Annotated in this window: 18 protein-coding genes; 7 read left to right on the top strand and 11 right to left on the bottom strand. The window is 74.3% G+C overall.

All coding sequences use genetic code 11. The annotated features are described in order from the left end of the window. Positions 1 to 38: 38 nt before the first annotated feature. Both AB0N16_RS26910 and AB0N16_RS26905 read right to left on the bottom strand, forming a co-directional pair. A complete protein-coding gene (locus tag AB0N16_RS26910) occupies positions 39 to 1,295 on the bottom strand; it encodes an FAD-dependent oxidoreductase (protein ID WP_365800909.1) in 1,257 nt (418 codons plus the stop codon). Next, the gene (locus tag AB0N16_RS26905) at positions 1,295 to 2,638 is read right to left on the bottom strand and encodes an ATP-grasp domain-containing protein (protein WP_365800907.1); all 1,344 of its coding nucleotides are present in this window, start codon (positions 2,636 to 2,638) and stop codon (positions 1,295 to 1,297) included. Before AB0N16_RS26905 ends, AB0N16_RS26910 begins: the two co-directional genes overlap by 1 nt. A gap of 161 nt (positions 2,639 to 2,799) precedes the next feature. Between AB0N16_RS26905 and AB0N16_RS26900 the strand changes: the two genes are divergently transcribed. Beyond that, positions 2,800 to 4,113, top strand: coding sequence for a glycosyl hydrolase (locus tag AB0N16_RS26900; protein ID WP_365800905.1), 1,314 nt, complete (start codon positions 2,800 to 2,802; stop codon positions 4,111 to 4,113). On the opposite strand, the gene AB0N16_RS26895 is transcribed toward AB0N16_RS26900, so the two are convergent. From AB0N16_RS26895 to AB0N16_RS26855, 9 genes are read right to left on the bottom strand one after another with little or no spacing between them, the layout of a single operon-like run. Next, complete coding sequence (locus tag AB0N16_RS26895) at positions 4,110 to 5,231, bottom strand: GNAT family N-acetyltransferase (RefSeq protein ID WP_365800903.1); 1,122 nt, start codon at positions 5,229 to 5,231, stop codon at positions 4,110 to 4,112. The genes AB0N16_RS26900 and AB0N16_RS26895 overlap by 4 nt on opposite strands. After that, positions 5,228 to 5,872 (bottom strand): lipopolysaccharide biosynthesis protein, encoded by a 645-nt coding sequence (locus AB0N16_RS26890; protein ID WP_365800901.1) that lies wholly within the window; start codon positions 5,870 to 5,872, stop codon positions 5,228 to 5,230. The genes AB0N16_RS26895 and AB0N16_RS26890 overlap by 4 nt, the downstream gene beginning before the upstream one ends. Further along, the gene (locus AB0N16_RS26885; RefSeq protein WP_365800899.1) at positions 5,869 to 7,008 is read right to left on the bottom strand and encodes a glycosyltransferase; all 1,140 of its coding nucleotides are present in this window, start codon (positions 7,006 to 7,008) and stop codon (positions 5,869 to 5,871) included. The genes AB0N16_RS26890 and AB0N16_RS26885 overlap by 4 nt, the downstream gene beginning before the upstream one ends. Next, positions 7,009 to 7,764, bottom strand: coding sequence for a polysaccharide deacetylase family protein (locus tag AB0N16_RS26880; protein ID WP_365800897.1), 756 nt, complete (start codon positions 7,762 to 7,764; stop codon positions 7,009 to 7,011). It abuts the gene before it with no gap. Next, complete coding sequence (locus tag AB0N16_RS26875; RefSeq protein WP_365800895.1) at positions 7,748 to 9,436, bottom strand: lipid II flippase MurJ; 1,689 nt, start codon at positions 9,434 to 9,436, stop codon at positions 7,748 to 7,750. Before AB0N16_RS26875 ends, AB0N16_RS26880 begins: the two co-directional genes overlap by 17 nt. Then, entirely contained in the window at positions 9,433 to 10,728 is a 1,296-nt protein-coding gene (locus AB0N16_RS26870) for an O-antigen ligase family protein (RefSeq protein ID WP_365800893.1), read from the bottom strand. Before AB0N16_RS26870 ends, AB0N16_RS26875 begins: the two co-directional genes overlap by 4 nt. 2 nt (positions 10,729 to 10,730) lie before the next feature. Further along, a complete protein-coding gene (locus tag AB0N16_RS26865; protein WP_365800891.1) occupies positions 10,731 to 12,152 on the bottom strand; it encodes an exopolysaccharide biosynthesis polyprenyl glycosylphosphotransferase in 1,422 nt (473 codons plus the stop codon). Beyond that, positions 12,149 to 13,318: a glycosyltransferase gene (locus AB0N16_RS26860; protein ID WP_365800889.1), complete on the bottom strand. Its 1,170-nt coding sequence runs from the start codon at positions 13,316 to 13,318 to the stop codon at positions 12,149 to 12,151. Before AB0N16_RS26860 ends, AB0N16_RS26865 begins: the two co-directional genes overlap by 4 nt. 57 nt (positions 13,319 to 13,375) lie before the next feature. Further along, positions 13,376 to 14,476, bottom strand: a complete 1,101-nt coding sequence (locus AB0N16_RS26855; protein WP_365800887.1) for a DUF3344 domain-containing protein — start codon at positions 14,474 to 14,476, stop codon at positions 13,376 to 13,378. A 285-nt stretch (positions 14,477 to 14,761) separates the two neighbouring features. Between AB0N16_RS26855 and AB0N16_RS26850 the strand changes: the two genes are divergently transcribed. From AB0N16_RS26850 to AB0N16_RS26825, 6 genes are all read left to right on the top strand, one after another. After that, positions 14,762 to 15,001: a chaplin gene (locus AB0N16_RS26850; protein ID WP_365800885.1), complete on the top strand. Its 240-nt coding sequence runs from the start codon at positions 14,762 to 14,764 to the stop codon at positions 14,999 to 15,001. A 287-nt stretch (positions 15,002 to 15,288) separates the two neighbouring features. Further along, complete coding sequence (locus AB0N16_RS26845; protein ID WP_365800883.1) at positions 15,289 to 16,191, top strand: hypothetical protein; 903 nt, start codon at positions 15,289 to 15,291, stop codon at positions 16,189 to 16,191. 445 nt (positions 16,192 to 16,636) lie between these two features. Beyond that, on the top strand, positions 16,637 to 16,930 hold the full coding sequence (locus AB0N16_RS26840; protein WP_365800881.1) for a hypothetical protein: 294 nt from the start codon (positions 16,637 to 16,639) through the stop codon (positions 16,928 to 16,930). Between the two features lie 131 nt (positions 16,931 to 17,061). After that, positions 17,062 to 17,562 carry a DUF5949 family protein gene (locus tag AB0N16_RS26835; protein WP_365800880.1) on the top strand — a complete coding sequence of 167 codons (501 nt, stop codon included), beginning with the start codon at positions 17,062 to 17,064 and terminating at the stop codon, positions 17,560 to 17,562. Then, the gene (locus tag AB0N16_RS26830; RefSeq protein WP_365800878.1) at positions 17,562 to 18,146 is read left to right on the top strand and encodes a vitamin K epoxide reductase family protein; all 585 of its coding nucleotides are present in this window, start codon (positions 17,562 to 17,564) and stop codon (positions 18,144 to 18,146) included. Before AB0N16_RS26835 ends, AB0N16_RS26830 begins: the two co-directional genes overlap by 1 nt. A gap of 141 nt (positions 18,147 to 18,287) precedes the next feature. Continuing rightward, on the top strand, positions 18,288 to 18,803 hold the full coding sequence (locus tag AB0N16_RS26825; protein ID WP_365800876.1) for a hypothetical protein: 516 nt from the start codon (positions 18,288 to 18,290) through the stop codon (positions 18,801 to 18,803). Positions 18,804 to 18,833 lie beyond the last annotated feature (30 nt).

Genomic DNA, 18,833 nt, shown 5'->3' with positions numbered 1-18,833 from the left:
GCCGGACGCCTCCGCCAGGCTCCGGCACCCGCCTTCCATCAGCTCCGTACCGTGCCCGATGCCGGCTCCCGGAGGTCCGTGTCGAGGTCCCAGCCGGCCGGGCCCGAGCGCAGCCGCCGCCGTACCCCGCGCACCAGCGTGCCCGCGGTGAAACCGGCGCCGTGCACGAAGCGCATCGCCGGGCCGAAGCCCGCGGCCGTGATCAGACCGGCCAGGAACAGCCCGGGGTACGACGACTCGAAGTCCCGGCCGACCTCCGGCGCCCCGTCGGCCCCGGTCACCAGCGTCGTACGCAGGTCGTCGGCCAGGAGCCCGAGCCGCTCCCGGGTCGCCCTGAACCCCGTGGCCGCGATGACGTGCTCGGTCTCCAGGGTGCCCACCCCGCCGCCGCGCGTCTCCGTGTCCAGGCGCACCCCGGCCGCGGTGGCCCGGGCCGCCGTCACCTCGCGGCCGAGCAGTACCTCCACCCCGGACTCCACCCGCTCCCGCACCCACCAGGCACCGGCCGGCCCGAGGGCCGTGGCCGCGATCCGTGCCCGGGTCGGCTCCGCGAGCCGCCGGTACAGGCCGGGGCGCTCGGAGTAGAACCAGTTGCGCCAGCCGGGGCCGAGGCCGCTGTGCGGGGCGCGCGCCGACTGCCACCAGGGGCGCTTCCAGGGCGGCGGCACCTCGTTCCAGTACAGCTCCTCCGCGCGCACCAGCACCCGTACCCTGCTGCCCTGTTCGGCGAGGAGCGCGGCGGTCTCCAGGGCCGCCTGGCCGCCGCCGATCACCGTGACGTCCCGGCCCCGGAAGCGGTCGAGGTCGGCATGGTGGCTGCTGTGCGAGACCAGGTCGGGGGAGAGGCCGCGCAGCGCGGACGGGATCTCGACGAACGGCAGCACGCCGACGGCGAGGGCGACGGTCCGGCCGTGCAGGGTCTCGCCGTCCTCCGTCGTCGCGTCGAACCCGCCGGTGCGGGGCTCGATACGGGTGACGGTGCGTTCGTCGACGGGCGGGGCGGCGTTGCGGGCGAACCACAGGCCGTACTCGGTGAACATGTCCAGCGGAATCGGCCGCCCGTGCCGGGCCTCGACCCCCCGGCCCGCGCAGTACACGTCCAGCCGCCAACGCGCCTCGGGATCCGACAGGTTGGAGGCCCAGGGTTCGGACTTGAGGAACATCCCGCGGGGCATGTGGTCGCGCCAGGACGCCATCGGGCGACCGAAGACACGCACGTTCAGCCCCGCTGCCGCGGCGTGGGACGCGATGGACAGGCCGTACGGGCCCGCGCCCACCACCAGCAGGTCATACATCAGCAGCTGCTCGCTTTCTCGTCGTCGGACCGGTCGGGCAGACCGGAGAGGCTGGCGGCACCGGACACTCCGGAGAGTTCCTCGTCCAGGGCGACCGGGCGGCGTTCCCCGGCCGGCTCCCCGGCCTGGCGGACCACGACGGAGGCCGGCCGCAGGGCCGGGGTCGTGCCGGGGTGCAGCCGGTCCAGGAGCCGGCCCGTCACATGCCGGGCCCACAGCGCCCACATCGCGAGCCCAGGTCCCCGGTCGTCCGGCGCGGACCAGGCCAGCTCCCGCCCGCGCGGGGCCGGCCGCAGCGCGCTCAGCGGCGCGTAGTTCTCCACCACGAACGCCCGCCCGGCCAGCGGTGCCCCGGCGGTCAGCGGGCGGTGGGTGAGATCCAGGTGCAGGGCGCGTACGACGTCCATGCCCGCGCTGTCGGTGAAGAGCCGGAACTGGGCGCCCGGACGGGGGTTGAAGTCGAGGAGGTGGTAGCGGCCGGTGCTGCCGCAGCGCCGGAAGTCCAGGTCGAAGATGCCCCGGAAGCCCAGTTCGCCGGTGAGGCGCTCGGCCAGCCCCTGGACCTGCGGGTTGGGCGTCCACAGGCCGACCGCGGTCAGGCCCGCCCCGCGCGGCCAGGCCCGCTGCTTGCGGCCGGGGCCCCCCGCGCGTACCGCTCCGGTGCGGTCGGCGTAGCCGTGGAAGAACCAGTCGCGGTCCTGGCCCGGCGGCAGGAACTCCTGGAGCAGCAGCCTGCTGCCCGCCTCGTCGGCCCGCAGGAACAGCTCCCGCGCCTCCCGTGCCGAGCGCACCACGATCGTGCTGCGCAGCCCGGACCCGGCCGGCACCAGCCAGGGCCGGCTCCACTTGGCGATCACCGGAAGCCCGAGCCGCCAGACGGCGGCGGCGGCCTGCTCGGCGGTGTCCGGGACCAGGGTCTGCGGGTGCGGGATCCCGGCCGCCGCGCACACCTCGGCCAACTCGGCCTTGTCGGCGACCCGTTCGGGAAGCAGGGCGGGCTGATGCGGCAGCAGATAGGCGGGCGCGAGGTCCTCGCGGAGCCGGCCGACCGCGATCGCGCTCGCGTCGTCCATCGGGATCAGCACCGCCGGACGGGCGATCCGCGCCGCCACCCGGCGCAGCACGGCCACGATCTCCGCGGCGGACGCACCCGGCGCCGGCGGCGGATGCAGTTGCCGTACGAAACGCGACCTGCCGACCGGACTGCCGGTGGAATCGGCGACCAGATGGACGTCCACGCCGGCTCTGCCGAGCGAGCGCACGGCCCCGAGGGTGCCGTGGTGAAAGGGATTCCGGTCGATCCGCAGCAGAACCGCGGGAACCCGGATGTCTAGCAGCGACACGGACCTTTTCCTTTGCCTCGGTTCACCCGTGCGGGCGTTCGGCGCACCCGAAAGCCGTAGCCGCACTGGCGGTATTCATATTGATATGACTGAGTGTCAGTAAGTGGTACTTCCTCAGCGGATGTGCGAACGGACGAGAACTGGTGGAGAAAGGAGCAGGCATGGCTCCACAGCAGCGAAAGCGGCCGAGGTCCCGGTCGCACCGGCGGGCTGTGGTCGCGGCGGTGGCGGCGGTCGTCGTCGCCTCGGCGACCCTGGCGACCGGTCCGGGCTTCGCCGCGGGTGCGGAGGTGGCGCTGGTCACGGACCCGACTCCGGCTCCGACACCCACGACGTCCGTCCCGGCGTCGGCGGCACCCCTGCCGGTCCCGGCCAGTCCCGCGGCGGTCGCACCGGCACCGGTCAGCCCCGCGCCCGCCAGGGCGGCGCCGCCGGCCTTCGGGGCCTTCCTGGACTCCGGGCCGCTGGGCGTGGCCCGCATGGCCCAGCTGAGCGGCTGGCTCGGCGGCACCGAGCTGAAGGTCGCGCACACGTATCTGCCCGGCGACCGCTGGGCGGACATCGAGGGCGCCCCCGGCTTCCTGGACGTCTGGGCGCACTGGCGGCGGGAGAAGGACGACCGGATGCTCGTCCTCAACGTGCCCATGCAGGAGCGCAACGAGGACCACGTCGGGGACGCCGAGGTCCGGTCGCTGCTGGCGCAGGGCGCCGCCGGGCTGTTCGATCACCACTTCCGGGCCCTGGCCGAGCGGCTGGTGGAGCTGGAGGTGCCGGACACGGTCATCGTGCTCGGCTGGGAGATGAACGGCACTACCTACACCCATCGTTGCGGGCCGGACCCGGAGGCCTGGAAGAAGTACTGGAAGAGGATCGTCACCACCATGCGCGCGGTGCCGGGCCAGAAATTCCGGTTCGACTTCACGCCGAGCCGGGGCCGCGACGCCGTCCCGTGGACGGAGTGCTATCCCGGGGACGACACGGTCGACATCGTCGGAATGGATTCCTACGACCAGCCGACCGGTCTCTCCTTCGACGAACAGGTGCGGGAGCCTTACGGACTTCAGCAGCACGTCGATTTCGCGAAAGCCCACGGGAAACCTATTTCCTATCCGGAATGGGGACTTTTCCGTAACGGTGACAACGCCGAATACATGCGGCGGATGCTCACCTGGCTGGACGAGCACAAACCGCTGTACAACACGCTGACCGACTACTGCCCGCACGGTGTCTGGCAGTGTTCGGACAACCCGCGCTCGTCGCGGGTCTACCGCTCGGCCCTCTCCGGCCGGACCGACACCGCGACCCCGACGCCGGCCCCCACCCCGGACCTCCCGAAGCCGACCCCGACCGCGACTCCCGCTCCCAGCACCACGCCCCCGGCCGGCTGCGCGCCGATGGACCTGGGCGACTGGATCGAGTACTGGCTCGGCGGGAAACTCTGCGTCCGCCTCGACTGGTGGTCGCGCTCGCACTAGTCCTGCCGCCGTTCCTTCCATCGGTGCCGCACCTCCTTGACCCGCTGCCGGGCGGCGGCGTCGCACAGCGCCGCCGTCAGCAGCGGTGCGGTGCGGCGCCGGGCCAGCAGAAGCCGCTGGTTGGCGACCGGCTGGGGCCGCCAGTGGTGCTTGTACGGCTCGTTCCCGCGCAGCAGGCTCAGCGCGCCCCGCTCGCCGGCACCGGTGTGCTGGGTGCAGGCGTCCAGGAGCATCACCGCCACGTCCGCCTTGCGCTCGCGCAGCCGCGGATGCGCCCCGTACAGATAGCCGCCGGCCAGGCTCGGCGACAGCAGGGTCAGATCGACGGCGACCACCTCGTCGTCCAGCCGGAACTCGGTGACCACCGCGTCCCCGGAACGCACCATCGGCCCCACCGAGCGCACCAGATGCTCCCGGAACCGCGACTGGAGGTGTTCCGTCGTCACCTTCCGTCCCTGCCACTGGAGCCGGTGCAGCTCGAGGAGCCGCCCGAGCGCGGTGTCGACGCCCTCCGGCGCCACGACGTCCCGGCGCACCCCGAGCGAACCCAGCTTGCGCAGCTTGGCACGGACCCGCTGCTGGGCCTTGGTCGAGGGCAGCCGGCCCACCAGCTCCTCCATCGACACGGCCGGCAGCTCCAGGCACAGCGAGTCGGGCACCTTCCGGCACGGCCCGTGCCAGCGGTCGTACACCCGCTCCACCGCACCGCCCGGACGCACCTCGCGGAAGTCGATCAGCGCCGTCCGGGCCGCCTGGGCGAGTTCCTGGGTGAGCGCGGCCGCCGCCCGGCCGTCGTCGGTGTCGGCGAGCAGCACGTCCGTGTAGTCCGAGATCGCCCCGCCCAGCGGCACCAGCGTGGGCAGCGGCCGGCGCACCAGCATCAGCGGGGCCGCGCCGACCAGTTCACCGCCGTGCCGCACCAGGACCAGGCGGAGCCGGCCCGGGACGCCGTACGAGCGCCACCAGGAGTGCAGCCAGGCGTGGCTCTGGAACGGGGTGGCCGTGCCGCACCGCCGGTAGAGACGGCCCCAGGCGGGGGCCAGCCCGGCGAAGGCGCGTTCGTCGGTGACGAGTTCGGTGGTGGTCGCGGCGAGCGTCGGGTAGGCCGTCGCCGTCACAGCTGTCCGTGCACGTCGGCGGCGACGGCGGGTCCCGGCACGGAGGCCTGCAGGGCGTTCTCCTCGTGGCGCCGGGGCCGCACCAGCAGCACCAGCCCGGCCAGCAGTCCGCCCGCGCAGGCGCCCACCAGGCCGGTGACCCTCGAGGAGGCCGAGGTGGGCGCGGTCGGCTTCAGTGCCCGGGAGAACTGGAGGAGTTCGACGTGCGTGTCGCCCTTGGTGTCGTTGGCGTGCTGGGTGAGCGAGCGGGCCACCGCGTTCGCCATGTCGGCGGCCTGGAGGGCGTGCGGCGAGGTGGCCGAGACGGCGACCATCGGCGCGTCCGGCGAGGTCTCCGCCTGCACGCTCTCCCGCAGCGTGTTCACCGGCACCCCGGCCCACACCTGGGCGTCCCCGAGCACCGCGAGCTGGGTGGCGACCCGGCCGTAGGCCTGCGCGAAGCCCTGCGCGGTGGCGGTGTCGGACCGGTCGGCGGGGACGGCGATGACGTAGCTGGTCGCGGTGTAGCTGGGCGGCGTGAGCACGCCGTAGGCGCCGCCCAGCAGAGCGCCGGCGGCGACCCCGGCCGCCAGCAGCGACCAGGGCGGCACCGCGCGGGCGCGGGCGAAGGGGCGGGCTGCCCCGCTGGTGTTCTCGGTCATGGCGTACTGGCTCCCTGAGGGGTGGTGGCGAGTGCGGCCGCGTAGACGTCCATGAGCTGGGCGGCGCTGCGGGTGATGCAGTAGTGACGGGCGGCATCCGGCGCGGTGCGCGGGCCGGGCCCGGCGGCGCGGGCGGCGGCCAGCGCCTCGGCGTAGGCACGGGCACCGCCCTCGACCCGGCGGGCGCCGGGGGCGGCGGCCGGCGGCAGGTCCTCGACGGCGGGGCAGGAGCTGTAGAGGACGGGCAGCCCGGCGGCCAGCGCCTCGATCACCGCGAGCCCGAAGGCCTCCTCGGCGGAGGGCGAGGCCAGTACGTCCATGGCGGAGGCGAGGGACGGGAGGTCGGGTTCGGCCGGGCTGTCGGAGACATACGGCCGTTCACCGGCGAACAGGACCCGGCCGGCGACCCCGGCCTCCTCGGCGGCACGCCGCAGCGCCCCCTCCTCCGCACCCCCGCCGACCAGCAACAGGCGGCAGTCCGGCGGGAGCTGGGCGAGCGCCCTGATCAGGACGTCGAACCGCTTGCCGGGCGCCAGCCGCCCGATGCCGCCCACCACGAAGGCGTCCTGCGGGATCCCGAGACGGGCCCGGGTGCGCTGCCGCCGGTCCGGGTCGAAGCGGAACCGCTCCAGGTCGATGCCGTTCGGTACGACCTCGATCCGCGGCCCGGGCACCCCCCACCCGCGCAGCCGCTTGGCGACGGTGGGCGAGACGGCGACCGTGGACCGGCCGAGCCGTTCGCCCGCGAGGTACAACGCCCGTACCCCGGCGGTCAGCCGGCGCCCCTCCAGCTGTGCGTCGCCGAGCGAGTGCTCGGTGGCGACGACGGCCCGCACGCCCGCGAGGCGCGCCGCGATCCGGCCGTAGAGACAGGCCCGGTAGAGGTGGGTGTGGACGAGGTCGTAGCGGCCCCGGCGGATGAGCCGGACCAGGCGGGGCAGCGCGGCCAGGTCCCGGTTCCCGGCCATCCCGAGATGGACCACCCGCACCCCGTCGGCGGCCAGCCCGCGCGCGACCGGCCCGGGGTTGGTGAGCGTGACGACGTCGCAGGAGACGGGCAGGTGGCGCAGCAGCAGCCGCAGTTGCTGCTCCGCCCCGCCGACCCCCAACCCCGTGATGACATGCAGGGCTCTCATTCAGAGCCCCTTGACGGGACGGCGGCGCAGCCGGTGCAGCCGGTACTTCAGGAAGAGGCGCAGGGCGTGGTCGTTCTGGCCGATGTGCACCCGGGGCAGGGTGTGGACGCCGCTCAGGTCGCCGGGGTCGATGGCGCAGGCGTAGCGGTATCCGGCGTCCCGTACGGCGTCGACGGCACGCTGGTCGACGGTCCCGTAGGGGTAGCAGAAGCCGTCCACGGGGGCCTGGATCAGCTCCTCCAGGAAGGCCCGGCTGTCGGCGGTCTCGGCCCTGAGGGTGTCCGCGTCGGCCTTCGTCAGGTCGGCATGGGTGAGCCCGTGCGAGCCGACCTCCACGCCGGCCGCCGCCGCCCGCCGGACCCCGTCCGCGGTGAGCAGCGGCTTGCGCGGGCCGAGCGAGTCCCAGCGGTTGTCGCTGCCGAGCCGCCCGGGCAGCACGAACAGGGTGGCGCCGCAGCCCCAGCGGTCGAGCAGCGGCAGGGCGTGGTCGAGGAAGTCGGCGTAGCCGTCGTCGAAGGTGAGCCCGACCAGCCGCCGCCCCTCGCCCCGGGCCCGGGCGGCGAGCAGTTCGGCGACCGACACCCCGCGCAGCCCCCGCCGGCGCAGCCAGCCCAGCTGTGCGGCCAGCCGGTCGGGGGTGACGGTGACGCGGTACGGATCGTCCGAGCGGTCGCCCACGGAGTGGTACATGGCGACCCAGGGGACCGGGCCCGCCAGGTGTCTGATCTTCTCGGCGGACTCAATGGAAGACGGCATGCGCGAGCCTTCGGGTGACGGTGCCTACGGAACGGAGTGCGGGTGCGAAGCCCTGGGCGTCCAGCGCCCAGCCGAGCAGGACGAAGATCGCGGTCACGGCGGTGGTGCCGGCCGCCAGACCGGTGAGCGGGGTCGCGGGCTGTCCGGCGACGAAGGTGCCGACGACCGTGGCGACCACGGCGGCCCGCACCGGCCGGCTCAGCTCGGCCAGCACCCGCCGGGTACGGATCGGGACACTGCGCGGGCCCATGCCGGACAGCAGGAGCACGGCGGTGACGGTGATGCCGGTGGCGTTGGCGGCGGCGATGCCGGTGACGCCGTACCGGCCCACCGCCATGGTGCCGATCCAGGAGGTCACGACGATCCCGGCGGCCATGGCGCCGACCGGGTACCAGGTGGCGCGGCCCGCCGAGAAGTAGGAGCGGACCAGCACCCCGACCATGGTCTGCCCGAGCAGCCCGAGCGCGTAGACGCGCATCACCCCGGCGGTGGCGGTGGTGTCCGCCGCGGTGAACGCCCCCCGCTGGAACAGGAGGTGGACCAGTTGCGGCGCACACGCCACGACCACGGCGGTGCCGAGCAGCACGACGCTCGCGGCCACCGACAGATCCCGCTCCACCCGCCGCCGGGCCCGCTCGATGTCGCCCTCGGCCAGCGCCCGGGCCACCACCGGGAAGGTGACCGTGCACAGCATCATCGACATCGTCATCGGGATCTGCGCGACCTTCTGCGCGTAGTTGAGGTGCGAGATCGCCCCGGAGTGCAGATGCGAGGCGAGGAACCGCTCGATCAGCACCTGCGACTGCCGGCACAGCGCGAACAGCAGCACGGTGGCCATCAGGACGACGTTCAGCGGCTCGGCCTCGGCGACCGGGTCACCGACGGCGGCCTTGACCTTGCGCCGCAACTGCCCGAGCAGCGAGGGAAGCTGTACGGCGACCATCAGAAGGCCCCCCGCCGCCACCCCGAACGCGGCCGACCGCACGCCCCAGCCACCGCCGAAGGCGAACATCGCCGTGATGATGCCGGCGTTGTAGGCGACGTAGATCGCGGCCGGCGCGAGGAACCGCCGGTGCGCGCGGAGGGCGGCGCTGCAGTACCCGGCCAGCCCGAAGGTCAGGACACAGGTCGCGGTCAGCCGGGTGCAGTCGACGGCGAGCCCGGGATCGCGCAGACCGGGCGCGAGCACCGCGACGAGCTGCGGGGCGCCCCCGATGAGAAGGGCGCCGACGGCGGCGAAGGCGAGCGCCAGCTTGGGCAGGGTCCCGGCGACCAGCGCTCGCACGGGGTCGCCGGGAGCCCCCTGCGCCCGCCGGGCGAGGGCCAGGCTGAAGGCGGGGATCAGCGCGAAGGCGAGCCCGTCCTCGATGAGCAGTGTCGCGGCGAACTCGGGAACGGTCCAGGCGACGAGAAAGGCGTCGGTGTCCTGCCCGGCGCCGAAGAGCCGGGCGAGCGACTGGTCACGGATGAGCCCGAGGAGCGAGCCGACGACGGAGAAGGTGGCGGTGACAAGAGCGGCTCTGGCGAGAACACCACGGGAGGAAGGCGCCCCGTCAGGGGCGCGGGGCTGGGACGTCTGCGGCTCCGCCGTGTGGGTGCGCTCGGCCGCCGCCGACCCGCTGTCGACACGCGACCCGGGCACGCCCGAAGTCCTGGAAGGCGTCATCGTCATGGCGAGCGCTCCGCCCCCGTCAACGCCCACCAGGCCACCGCCCCGAACACCACCGCCGTCAGCACGGTCGACGGCCCCCCGATGTCCGCGTACGCGAAGTCCACGAGCTGCCAGATCAGCAACCCGCACCCCACCAGCGCACAGTCGAGGCCGGCACCGCCGCGGACGCGCCACCACCCGCGCAGCCCGCACACCAGCAGCGCCAGCCAGCTGCCCGTCAGCGCCAGCGCCCCGAGCAGCCCCTGCTCGCTCAGCACCAGCAGGTACATGTTGTGCGGCGACAGCAGCGGCTGCTTCCGGAACGCGGCCCCCGCTCCCTCCGTGTCGCTCCCGGAGGACAGCGCCAGCGAGGCATGCCCGTCGCGGTATGCCGGGAAGTTCTTCAACCCGACGCCGGTGACCGGGTGTTCGCGCCACATGCCGGTCGCCGCCGCCCACAGCGTGTAGCGGTCGACCACCGACTGGTCCGGGGCGTCGGTCACCTGCCCGATACTGCTGAGCCGCTCCTGGAGCAGCGCCGTACCGACCCCGAAGCCCCCCACCAGCACCACGCCGGCGGCGACCGCGACCGCCGCCACCTTCAGCGCCCGCCGCAGCCCGGCCAGCGCCAGCTGCACCCCGCAGGTGAGCACCGTCGCGATCCAGGCCCCCCGGCTGAAGGACACCGCCAGCGGCAGCAGCAGGCCGAGCGCGCACCCGGCCGCCGCCACCCGCTGCCGTACCGGCGAGCGCCCCAGCGCCAGCCCCAGCGCGCAGACCAGGCCGAACGACACCACGGTCGCCATGCCCATCACGTCCTGCGGCCCGAACGTGCCGACCGCGCGGATCTCCTCGCCCTGGTACGACGCCCCGGTCCCGGTGAGGTACTGGTACCCCCCGACCGCGCCCTGCCACGCCGCGAGCCCCACGAACGACCAGGCCAGCAGCCGGAAGTCGGCACGGTCCCGGATCAGCAGCAGTACGGCGGCGGGGACCAGGACGAACACCTGGAGATAGCGGCCGAGGCCGGTCAGCCCGGCCCCCGGGGAGGACGCGCCGGCCGCCGCGACGGCCAGGCCCACCACCGGCATGCCCAGCACCACCGCGGCCGTCGCCGACAGTGGCCGCCGCCGCTCCCGTACCGTGCGCACCGCGGCGTACAGCACCACCAGCGCGGACACGGCGTCCGCGGGCCCCGCCCCGCTGTCGCCGCCGGCCGGGGTGAGCGGCAGGGCGAGGACCGCGAGCACGGCGGCCGCGGCGAGGACCGGCGGCAGCCGCAGGGGCCTGGCCGGGGAGAGTGCGAAGCTCATCGTCAGCTCCCCGTCGAGCGCACGAGCGCGGCCGCGGTGCGCAGCAGGATGCAGATGTCCTGCCACAGCGACCAGTTGTCGATGTAGGCGTTGTCGAAGCGGGCCCGGTCCTCGATGGAGGTGTCGCCGCGCAGCCCGTGGATCTGGGCGAGCCCGGTGATGCCGGTCCGCATCCGGTGGCGGGCCGCGTAGCCCGGGTAGGTCTGGCTGAACTGGCCGACGAAGTACGGCCGTTCGGGCCGCGGGCCGACCAGGCTCATGTCGCCCCACAGCACGTTCCACAGCTGGAGCAGCTCGTCCAGGGACGTCTGGCGCAGGAACCGGCAGAAGGGGCTCATCTCGGCTTCGCCCGCCACGCTCCAGCGCGTCGCGGCCTCGTGCGCGTCGACCGGGCGGTGGGTGCGCAGCTTCAGCAGGGTGAAGGGGCGCCCGTTCCGGCCGATGCGCTCCTGCCGGAAGACCACGCCGGGTCCGTCGGTGAGACGCAGTACCGCCGCGCACACCAGGAGCAGCGGACTGACCAGGACGAGCGCCGACCCGGAGACGACGATGTCGAGGAGCCGCTTGCCGAGGCTGCCGCGCCGCCGCGAGCCCATCTCCAGGCGGCGGCAGGAGAACCCGGCGAGCTGGTCGCGCATCTCGTACGCCGGTGAGTCCGCGTCGACCTCCCAGACCACGCAGCCCGACTCGGCCAGCGCCCGCAGCAGCGGGCCCTGTTCGGTGCGGACGGCGGGGTGGACGGTGAGGACGGCCCGGACCCCGTTCTGGATGAGGGCCCGCTCGACCTCCTCGCCGGTGGTCAGCACCGGCAGCCCCTCGGGGCCCTCGGGGTGCTCGGCGACCACACCGACCGGCCGTACGCCGAAGCCCGGGTGGCGCAGCACGGCGGCGGCGACCCGCTGGGCGGTGGCGGCGGGGCCGATGACCAGGGCGGCGCGCGGGTGGCGCAGCAGGGCCAGGCGGCGGCGCCAGTGCACCAGACCGCGGCCGGCGCAGGCCGCCGCCGCGTGCAGGGCGCAGCCCAGCAGCAGGGTGCGGGCGGGCAGCGCGCGGTCCGGGTACCAGGCGGCGACGGCGGCGGCGAGGCCCAGCCAGACGACGGCGATCCGGCCGCAGACCGCCGGGAGTTCGTCCAGGATCCCGGCCACCCGCGCGGTGGGCTGCGGGCGCAGCAGTATCGCCCCGGACACCAGGAGACCGACCAGGACGGGCCGGCCCACGGCCTCGTCGAGGGCGACCGCGCCGAGCAGCGCCGCGCACAGGTCGGCGGCCAGCAGCGGCGCCGGGGAGGCGGGCCGCGCGGGCGGCCGCCGCGGGGGGAACCGGAAGCCTCCGGCGGTGCGGGCCGGCAGGACGGAGACGGCCGAGAGTCCGTGGTCCCGTGGCTGCGGGCCGGGGGAGGGGACGGTGCTTTCCGCGGTCACGAGAAGATGGACTCCCTGCACTCAAAGGACATGAGCGGCCGCCCGCCGAGGAGTTCGCGGTACAGCTCCGCGACCGCCTCCGCCGTGCGCCGCACATCGTGCGTGGACTGGACATGCCGCCGCCCCCGGTCGCCGAGCGACGCGCGCAGCTCCGGGTCGAGCAGCAGCCCGGCGACGGCACCGGCCAGCGCGCCCGGCCGCCCCGGCGGCACCAGGCAGTGCGCGGCGTGCCCGGGCGGCAGACTCTCGCGGGCGCCGTCGACATCGGTGACCAGCACCGGCCGCCCGCAGGCCATCGCCTCCAGCGGGGCCAGAGCCATGCCCTCCCAGCGCGAGGGCAGCACCACCAGGTCGGCGGCGTGGTACCAGGGGCGGACGTCCGCGACGGCGCCGGCGAACTCGACGGAGGCGGGGGCGAGCCGGCGCAGCGCCTCGCCGTCCGGTCCCTCGCCGACCAGCGCCAGCCGGGCGCCCGGCACCCGGCGCAGTACCTCGGGCCAGGCCCGCAGCAGCACGTCCTGGCCCTTCTGCGGGCACAGTCGGCCGACGCAGACGACCAGGGGTGCCCCGGGCCCGGACGGGCCCCGGGTGTCCGGGGTTCCCGGGGCTCCCGGGGCTCCCGGGGTGAAGTGCTCGGTGTCGATGCCGTTGGGGACGACGGCGTACTGGGCGCGGATCCCGGCGCGCACGCCGGTCGTGCGCTCCGCCTCACTGACACACACCACCCGGTGCGCCCAGCGCGCGCCCCACCGTTCCCACCGCAGCGCCAGCGCGGCGGTGACTCCGCCGACCGCCTCGAAGGACCAGGCGTGCGGCTGGAACAGGGTCGGCACCCGGCCGCGCACGGCCAGGCGGCCGGCCAGGCCCGCCTTGGCGCTGTGCGCGTGCACCAGTTCCGGCCGCACCTCGTCGAGCAGCCGGCTGAGCCGTCGTACCTCGTCGCGGAGACCGGCGCCCGGGGAGCGCTCGGCGCGCCACCCGCGCACCTCGGCGCCCAGTTCCCGCGCGGCCTCGGCCAGTTCACCACCGGGGCAGGCCACCGTGACCCGCAGACCGGCTGTGAGCTGGGCCTTCGTCAGGTCCAGGACCACCCGGGCCACCCCACCCTCGACGGGTTGCGCCAGGTGCAGGACCCGTCGCCGAGGGTCGGTTGCTGATCGGTGCATACGCGGTATTCCTCGCTCACGGGGGGCGCTCGGGACTGCGGGCGGAAACGCGCCGCACTACTGCACGTCCACGGCGGCGAAGAGCGCGCCCGCCCACGCCGCGTCGCGCTGGGAAACGAGCCGGAAGGTCAGCCGGTCACCGCCCTGCGCGAGACCGGTACCGAGATCGAACACATCCGAGTCGTAGCCGAGCGCGTTGTCGTACGCGGGCTCACGCCGGGCGCGTACCGGGCCGGGGTCGTTGATCGTGGAGTTGAGTACGTCGTCGGCCGGGTCGGCGGAGTCGGCGAGCGGGGTGGGGGCACGGCCGGCGACGGTGTACGTGAGCGAGTCACCGGTTCCGCCCCGGTCGCCGTTGTAGGCCACCAGACCCACCCGGCCGTCGGCGCCACGCGGGACACGTAGCCCGTTCAGCCGTATCTCGGCCGCCCGGTCGAGGGAGTCGAAGCCGTCCCAGAGGGCGAGCGTGCGCAGTGGCTCGGCCGGGTTCTGGTAGGCCACCAGCAGCGTCCAGCCGCCCCAGGCACCGGACCCGGACCTCCCCCTGGCCGCGTTCACCTGGCCGACGGTCCACAGTCCGGGCCCGCTCGACCGGACCAGGTCGGTGATCTCCGCCGAGGCCTGGAAGGCGTCCGCGCCGTCCTCCGCCCGGTGGCCCACGACCGTGTCGGCGAGCAGTTCCTTGTACTGGCCGCCGGGTTCGGCGATCAGCACCCGCCCGTCGTCCTTCGCCGGCTTCTGCTCGCCGGCCAGCAGGTTGCCGCCCCAGTACAGCCGCGCGTACGTCACCCGGGAGCCCTCCGGCAGCCGGAGCTCGGCGCGTGAGGAGTTGTAGGTGTGGGGGTCGTCGTCGACGTCGACGTAGAACATGTCGAAGTCCCCGTTCACCGCCGGGATCCGGCCCTCCCGGGCCGCCGAGCAGGGCGGTTCGGCCGGGAGTACGGGTGTCGTACGGCAGCTGATGGAGGCGTTGGCCGCGCGGGCGAAGCCGCCTCGCTGCACCACGCGGTAGCGCTCGGCGAAGGGGATGCGCGGGGCCTCGGGGGAGGGCGGGGCGGCCGGAGCGGTCGCCCGGGCGGCGCCGGGTGCCCAGATCGCGGCTAGGGCGAGCGCGCTCATCGACGCACGGCGCAGCGGCGGGCCCAGGGGATTGCGCATGACCGGCTTCGCCCTTTCGGGAAAGGAGGGGGAGGCGGGAGGAGCGGGAAGAGCAGGAGGAGCGGGAAGAGTGCGATGTGATGCCAATACGGGTAAGTCAGGAGATGCGCAACTCTAGCCGCTATCCGCACTAATCGGTCGAAACTGGGCAAGTGTGTCGGAATGGTGAAGGAGGGCTTGCGGGAGATCACTCGTTCGGCGGCACACCCCGAGCCTGTGTCGCGCGTTGACACGGCGCTGGGTATCCGCCCGGATGTTTGTCTCGACCCCAAGGAGCACCTCTCCATGTCGCGTATCGCGAAGGGCCTGGTCCTGTCCACCGCCGCCGTCGCGGCCGTCGCCGGCGGCGCCGGTGTGGCCGCCGCCGACAGCGGCGCGAACGGCGCCGCCGCCCACTCCCCGGGCGTGCTGTCTGGCAACGTGATCCAGGTTCCGGTCCACGTTCCGGTCAACGTCTGCGGCAACACCATCAACGTGATCGGCCTGCTGAACCCCGCGTTCGGCAACACCTGCCTCAACGACTGACGCTGCGGCTTTTCCCTTCGGCCGGCCGGCCGCCCGCGCACCCCGCGGGCGGTCGGCCGGTTCGTGTGTCCGGGCGCGACTCCCGCGCGTGCCTCGCTCAGACGTTCCCTCGAACGGCCGGAGTGGGGGCGGAAGCGGCGAGGCGGCCTTGGCAGGGCACCTCATCAGGAACGATGAAACGACGGCACGGAGAGCGATCGGTGACGGTGGGCGGTCGAGCGGTTGCGGGCCGACGCGGGTGATTTCACGGTGGGCAGCAAGTCCCATGCACATCGAAAGGAACACCCATGCGTGCTCTGCCCGCACGGCGTCTCGCGTCCACCGCGGTCTGCGCCATTCTCCTGGCCGGGATCACCGGCCCGGCGGCCGTCGCCGCCGACTCGGCCCATGAGCGCACCCACGCGATGACCCAGGCGCCCGTCCCCGGGGCCGACGCACTGCTCGCCCAGGTCAAGTCACTGGGCAACCTCGGGACCGTGCTCAAGCCGGTCACCGACCTGCTCAACACCGTGCTCGCGGCGGACAACGGCCAGCTGACCGCCGATCAGGCCACCCAGCTCGGCGACGCCGTGAAGGCGGCCATCGCCCAGGTCACGGCGGCGGCCCCGGCCGCGGCCCCGATGTCCGCGGCCTCTCCGGCGGCGGCGAAGCCGACGACCCCGACGGCTCCCGCGGCGACGCCGGCCACCCCCGCGGCCAGCCCCACGGCACCCGCGACGATGCCGACGGCCCCCGGGGCCGCCCCGACGACCGGGGCGACCCCGACCGCCCCCGCCGGCCCGGCCCTGCCGTCGGCTCCCGCCCTGCCGTCGGCTTCCGCCCTGCCATCGACTCCTGCCCTGCCGTCGGCGCCGGCCGTGCCGAGTACCTCCGCCGTGCCGGTCGCGTTCCCCGCGCCGGCCGCCGCCCAGGCCAAGGGTCTCGGTGGCGCCCCCGCCGCCAAGGACCTGACCGGTGACGCGCTGACCGCTCTGCAGACCGCGGTCGACAACCTCCTCAAGGCCGCCACCTCCGGTGACGTCGGCCAGGTGCTGCCGGCCGCCACCGCCGTCGTGACCGGCCTGGTCAACCTGCTCGCCGCGATCCTGCTCGGCAGCGGCCTGCCCGCGCCCAACCTGCCGGGGCTGCCGGGCCTGGCCGCCGTGCCCAGCCTGCCGGTCTCCACGCCACTGCCCCTGCCCACGGGCTGACCGGGCCGACCGGGCTGACTGGACCGACCGGGCCGGGCCGACCGGCTGCTAGGCCTGACTGGCTTCATGGGCCTGCCGGGCTTGACCGGCTCCACCGGGCCGATCGGGCTGACCGGCCTGCTGGGCCGATCGGCTTCACCGGGCCGATCGGCCTCACGGCCCTGACCGGCCTCACGGCCCTGACCGGCCTCCCGGCCCTGACCGGCCTCACGGCCCTGACCGGCCTCACGGGCCCGACCGGCCTCACGGGCCTGCCGGGCCCGCCCCCCTTCACCGCCCTCGACCGGGTCGTCTTCGGCCGCCGGCCCTTTCGGGATCTCATATGTCTTCTGAGCGTGGGGTTTCCGGCCTGCCGGGGCGTCGTTAGGCACGGCGTCAGCATTTCCCCTGGTGGCTTCCATTGGCGTGGCTCGCGCCGCCGAAAGTCACCGAAGAAAGGAACACGATGAAGTCTCTGAAGGCTGCCGCTGTCGTCGCCGGTTCCGTGGCCCTCGCCGGCTTCGCCGCGCCCGCGTTCGCCGGCAACAACGCCGACCTGACGCCCACCAGCCTCAACGGCGCCGTGACCACGCTCACCAAGAGCCCTCTGACCCTGGACCAGGCGATGCCGCTGAAGCACCAGTCGGACGCTCTCAACACCGAGAACAAGCGCTCCGTGCTCAACAAGGTCAAGCGGACGACCGGCGCCGTCAACCAGCAGCGCAGCCCGCTGCTCGGCGGTCTGCCGCTGCAGGGCTGAGGCCGGGCGGGAACGGTTCGAGGGACGCCGTACTACCGGCGTCCCTCGTTCGTGTGGCCGCCCCGCCGGCTGTCCGCCGGTCGGGTGAGCGGGCGCCCGGCCGCCGCGCGGCCCGTCGATAAGGTCACGCGGTGACCTCAACCCCAAGCGCAACCCGCCCCTTCCGCCCCGCCGACCTCGGCACGGTCGCCGTGCTGGCCTGGAGCGGCGAGGCTCCCGACGGCAGTGACATGCCCTATCTGCTGGCCTACTCCCTCGGTGACGCCGCGGGCGGCGCGGAGGCCACCTCGGCCGCCGTCGAGGCGCTGCTGGAGAACAACGGACTGCCGGTCGGCGGCGACCTCGTGGACGGCACCGCCCGGCCCCGCCTGCCCGTCACCCTGCTGGTCGAGTCCGGTACGGCCGTCCTCAGCCTGGCCCCGCTCAACGCCCAGTGCCCCGCGCCCGAGGAGTGGCTCGCCGCCGTCGACGAACGCGGCTACGCCTACCTGGTGTTCACCACCCGGCCCTGGCCCGGGGGCGAGCCCGGCAAGCCCGTCGAGGTGGAGGCGCTCAAGGAATTCGCCGGGGCCGAGGAGACCCTGACGGCCGCCGCGCACATCGTGCTGCCCGCCCGCAGCCTGCGCGGCTGATGCCGGGAACCGCAGCCGCCGGCCGGGGGTTCGCGCTGCTCACGGTGGTCGCGGGGGCGGCCGGGCTACTGGCCTCCTGGGTCATCACCCTCGACAAGTTCAAGCTGCTGGAGAACCCGCACTTCGTCCCCGGGTGCAGCCTGAACCCGGTGGTGTCCTGCGGCAGCGTGATGAAGAGCGACCAGGCCGCGGCGTTCGGCTTCCCCAACCCGATGCTGGGCCTGGTGGCCTACTCCATCGTGATCTGCGTCGGCATGAGCCTGCTGGCCGGCGCGCGCTTCCCCGCCTGGTACTGGCTGACCTTCGACGCGGGATGTGTCTTCGGCGTCGGCTTCGTGTCCTGGCTGCAGTTCGAGTCGCTGTACCGGATCAACGCGCTGTGCCTGTGGTGCTGCCTGGCCTGGGTCGCCACCATCCTCCTGTTCTGGTACGTCACCTCCTTCGCCGTACGCCATCGATTCCTGCCCGCGCCCGGATGGTTGCGGGAATTCCTCGGCGAATTCACCTGGGTCCTTCCCCTGCTGCACATCGGGGTCGTCGGCATGCTGATCCTGACCCGCTGGTGGGACTTCTGGACCAGCTGAACAGTGGACTTCGGGACGAGCTGATGAGTGAACAGCCGACTAATGCTGCACCTGGGCGAAATGTGAACTGACGTCGTTTCATGGCTCGTTACCCGGTACGGACGTCGCTCCTCCCGCCTCCTGAAAGGGCCCGTACCCGTCATGAAGCCGACCACCCGAGGAACCCTTGCCGTCGTCGTCACGGGCGTCGCGGTCGCCGTGGGCGCGGCCGTCACGCCCGCCGCCGCGGCCCCGACGGTGCCCGTCCCCGTACCGCTGGACGGCGTCGAGAAGTCCCTCCACATGGAGATGCCCGAGCTCGGCATGGAGCTGCCGCTGCTGATCCCCGGCGTTCCCGAGGGGCCGCGCTACGTCCAGGGCCGGCTCCTCCCGGACCGGACGCTGCCGCAGGTGCCGCTCAACGGAGGGCTGCCGGGTGTCGGCCTCAGGGCTCCGCTGCCGGGTGTCCTCGGCGACGGCTACGACCACATCGACGTCGGCACCCCGGTCTCCGGCCTGCGCGCGCTCACTCCCGGCCTCGCGCTGGCCGCCCCGCTCACCGCGCCCGACCCGGAGCACCTCGGCATGCCGGCCCCGCGGATGCCCGACGCCGGCGTGCTCGCCCCGGCCCTGCAGACGGTCGTCGGCGGCGACCTGGGCGCCGGCCCCGGCCGGTGACGCGCCGGTGAGTACGGCCGCCACACCGGC

Source organism: Streptomyces sp. NPDC051105 (assembly GCF_040682795.1).
Classification (GTDB): Bacteria; Actinomycetota; Actinomycetes; order Streptomycetales; family Streptomycetaceae; genus Streptomyces.
Note: the sequence above shows the minus strand (reverse complement) of the source record. Positions and strands in the feature narration are given on the sequence as shown.

Coding starts and splice junctions, on each gene's coding strand:
- AB0N16_RS26910 (WP_365800909.1), bottom strand. CDS start 1,295: ATGTATGACCTGCTGGTGGTGGGCGCGGGCCCGTACGGCCTGTCCATC.
- AB0N16_RS26860 (WP_365800889.1), bottom strand. CDS start 13,318: ATGCACCGATCAGCAACCGACCCTCGGCGACGGGTCCTGCACCTGGCG.
- AB0N16_RS26845 (WP_365800883.1), top strand. CDS start 15,289: ATGCGTGCTCTGCCCGCACGGCGTCTCGCGTCCACCGCGGTCTGCGCC.
- AB0N16_RS26830 (WP_365800878.1), top strand. CDS start 17,562: ATGCCGGGAACCGCAGCCGCCGGCCGGGGGTTCGCGCTGCTCACGGTG.
- AB0N16_RS26840 (WP_365800881.1), top strand. CDS start 16,637: ATGAAGTCTCTGAAGGCTGCCGCTGTCGTCGCCGGTTCCGTGGCCCTC.
- AB0N16_RS26900 (WP_365800905.1), top strand. CDS start 2,800: ATGGCTCCACAGCAGCGAAAGCGGCCGAGGTCCCGGTCGCACCGGCGG.
- AB0N16_RS26855 (WP_365800887.1), bottom strand. CDS start 14,476: ATGCGCAATCCCCTGGGCCCGCCGCTGCGCCGTGCGTCGATGAGCGCG.
- AB0N16_RS26885 (WP_365800899.1), bottom strand. CDS start 7,008: ATGAGAGCCCTGCATGTCATCACGGGGTTGGGGGTCGGCGGGGCGGAG.
- AB0N16_RS26880 (WP_365800897.1), bottom strand. CDS start 7,764: ATGCCGTCTTCCATTGAGTCCGCCGAGAAGATCAGACACCTGGCGGGC.
- AB0N16_RS26850 (WP_365800885.1), top strand. CDS start 14,762: ATGTCGCGTATCGCGAAGGGCCTGGTCCTGTCCACCGCCGCCGTCGCG.
- AB0N16_RS26870 (WP_365800893.1), bottom strand. CDS start 10,728: ATGAGCTTCGCACTCTCCCCGGCCAGGCCCCTGCGGCTGCCGCCGGTC.
- AB0N16_RS26875 (WP_365800895.1), bottom strand. CDS start 9,436: ATGACGATGACGCCTTCCAGGACTTCGGGCGTGCCCGGGTCGCGTGTC.
- AB0N16_RS26825 (WP_365800876.1), top strand. CDS start 18,288: ATGAAGCCGACCACCCGAGGAACCCTTGCCGTCGTCGTCACGGGCGTC.
- AB0N16_RS26890 (WP_365800901.1), bottom strand. CDS start 5,872: ATGACCGAGAACACCAGCGGGGCAGCCCGCCCCTTCGCCCGCGCCCGC.